Source organism: Vibrio sp. 970 (assembly GCF_033339075.1).
This window is the reverse complement of the sequence record NZ_JAWOTW010000052.1, coordinates 1-1,983: the sequence shown is the minus strand read 5'-3', so window position 1 is coordinate 1,983 and position 1,983 is coordinate 1. Positions and strand designations below refer to the sequence as shown.

Below are 1,983 nucleotides of genomic sequence, written 5' to 3'. Positions count from 1 at the left end.
GGTAATGAACGTCCTCAAGAAAAACGCCTCCCATTGGGAGGCGTTTTTCGTATCTGCCAGATGTAAAAAAGGTCGCCGGTTTGGGCAACCTTTTGCGTTCTATCGTTCAGTTCGCACAACGAGTGTTACGTTAAATTACTCATTACTTTCTTTTAAACCAAAGCAGTCCCACTCTATCAGCAATCGACTAAAATTATTTTTTGAAAGATATTTGGCATCTACACACTTACCATCATCATCGTACAGCACAAGGAAAAAAGAACTCGATTCTAGTGTACGACCTAACGAAAGCCATTGAGCAACAATTGTCTCGTAATGTTCTTGATATGATGCGATTTCAAAGCCTTTGTTATTCGATGTTTTAAAATAAATTTTTAGTTTCACGCTTTATCCCATTTATCTCATACACATCATATTTAAGACTAGGTTTGTGTGAGCAATTGAACGTTCTTAATAGACTTAGGCCAAAAAAAACCACTATATACGCAATTGAGCACTATTATAAAGTTACATGCATATCAACACTTTGTGAGTATTGCGTTATGGCTTTGTGTAAAATAAAAAAATACGACACTTTAGTAGATGCTCATACGATTAAACTTCTCGAAAATTTAACAATGGAAATTGGAAATGAAGAAGTTGCTCTACAAGTCACTATTTTGTCATTTGAAAAACTTTGGCATCAAATGGAAATGCATGGAGAGCCCAAAAACACATTTGAATGGCTTCAAATCGAAGCAAAGAAGCTCATAATTTAAAGCAACATAACGTTGTGGTGGTGATTATTATTCCTATTACGTTAAATAGCCGACTTAGCATCTCAAAACGCCAATCTGACGCTCTCAAAACGCTCCTGGAGCGTTTTTAAGCACTTATCCTTACCTAATTAGCCAGAAATCGGGCTGTAAGTTTGTGACGCTTTCAGAGCGATTTACAGGACAAAAAGTTCGCAGTTCGATTGAAACAAAAAACGCCCTCTAAGGGCGTTTTTTCTATGTTTTCATCTTATCGATGGCATCTTTGGTGATCAGCTCGTTAGCTATCTCTAAGTTCTCTTTGTACTTCTTCTCTTTGTACTTCTCATATTCAAATCGAGATAACGAACTTCTCGGATCGTACTCGTAACGCTGACAGAATTGCTCAAAAGTAACAGCTGCACTCATAGACACCTCTTAATCTTTAAACTGAAAACTTCGCATAAAGCTCTGGCTCTTTAGAGAGTAGAGTTAGGACTTTGCTTGCTAAACCTGTCGGATTTCTCCGTCCTTGCTCCCAACTTTTCACGGTATCAATACTCACATCCATCGCTTGTGCCAACTCTTTTTGGCTGACATCCAGTTGTGCTCGGATCGCTTTAACATCGGCAATCTCATAACGAGTGACATTCGCAGGAGTCTGCTCTCCTTTTGCAATCGCTTCGGCTTGCTTCATCGATGTATAAAGTTCATCAAAAATACTATTGCTCATTGTCATACTCTCTCTTAATCGACCTCGACACTTCTTTAAGGAGATTCTTCTCTTTCTGAGTTAAAGAGTCCTTTCTCCCTTTCTTGTACAGCAACACCAAATAGACAACATCAGGTTGGATCAGTAAGTAAATCGTTCGATAACCACCACTCTTACCTGTCGATTCTCCAGCAAGGCGAACTTTTCTTAGCCCTCCCGTTCCGACAATCAACGATCCCATTTCTGGGTTTTTGATGATGTCTGACTGCAACGCTCGAAACTCTTCATCCGTGAGCATCTCTTTTCGCTGAGATTCAAACAATGGCGTTTCAATAAACTCTAATGCGTAGCTAATAACCCGATCCTCTCCCAAAAGAATAGGAGTACATTGTACTCCTGGCAAGCGTATTTTCAAATGTATTAACGATTAAATCCGAAACCTCGACCTCTGCGATTTTGTCGTGCTAACGACTGCTCTTGCTGTATTGCTTTTCCAACGACTGGAGCTGCTGCGTCAAGTTGTTTACTTGCATGGTC

5 protein-coding genes are annotated in these 1,983 nt (G+C 39.6%); 1 reads left to right on the top strand and 4 read right to left on the bottom strand.

From position 1 onward, the window contains the following. Positions 1 to 135 precede the first annotated feature (135 nt). Positions 136 to 384, bottom strand: a complete 249-nt coding sequence (locus R7Q11_RS24605; RefSeq protein ID WP_005398517.1) for a hypothetical protein — start codon at positions 382 to 384, stop codon at positions 136 to 138. Between the two features lie 158 nt (positions 385 to 542). Between R7Q11_RS24605 and R7Q11_RS24600 the strand changes: the two genes are divergently transcribed. Further along, positions 543 to 758 (top strand): hypothetical protein, encoded by a 216-nt coding sequence (locus R7Q11_RS24600; protein WP_031819061.1) that lies wholly within the window; start codon positions 543 to 545, stop codon positions 756 to 758. A gap of 234 nt (positions 759 to 992) precedes the next feature. Here the strand turns inward: R7Q11_RS24600 and R7Q11_RS24595 are convergent, their stop codons facing one another. Genes R7Q11_RS24595 through R7Q11_RS24585 form a run of 3 tightly spaced genes read right to left on the bottom strand, consistent with a single transcriptional unit; the run spans position 993 to position 1,849 of the window. Continuing rightward, positions 993 to 1,163 (bottom strand): hypothetical protein, encoded by a 171-nt coding sequence (locus R7Q11_RS24595; protein ID WP_005398424.1) that lies wholly within the window; start codon positions 1,161 to 1,163, stop codon positions 993 to 995. 16 nt (positions 1,164 to 1,179) lie between these two features. Then, a complete protein-coding gene (gene nadS, locus R7Q11_RS24590; RefSeq protein ID WP_029946694.1) occupies positions 1,180 to 1,467 on the bottom strand; it encodes a NadS family protein in 288 nt (95 codons plus the stop codon). Then, complete coding sequence (locus tag R7Q11_RS24585) at positions 1,457 to 1,849, bottom strand: type II toxin-antitoxin system RelE/ParE family toxin (RefSeq protein WP_224723981.1); 393 nt, start codon at positions 1,847 to 1,849, stop codon at positions 1,457 to 1,459. The genes nadS and R7Q11_RS24585 overlap by 11 nt, the downstream gene beginning before the upstream one ends. Between the last annotated feature and the right edge of the window lie 134 nt (positions 1,850 to 1,983).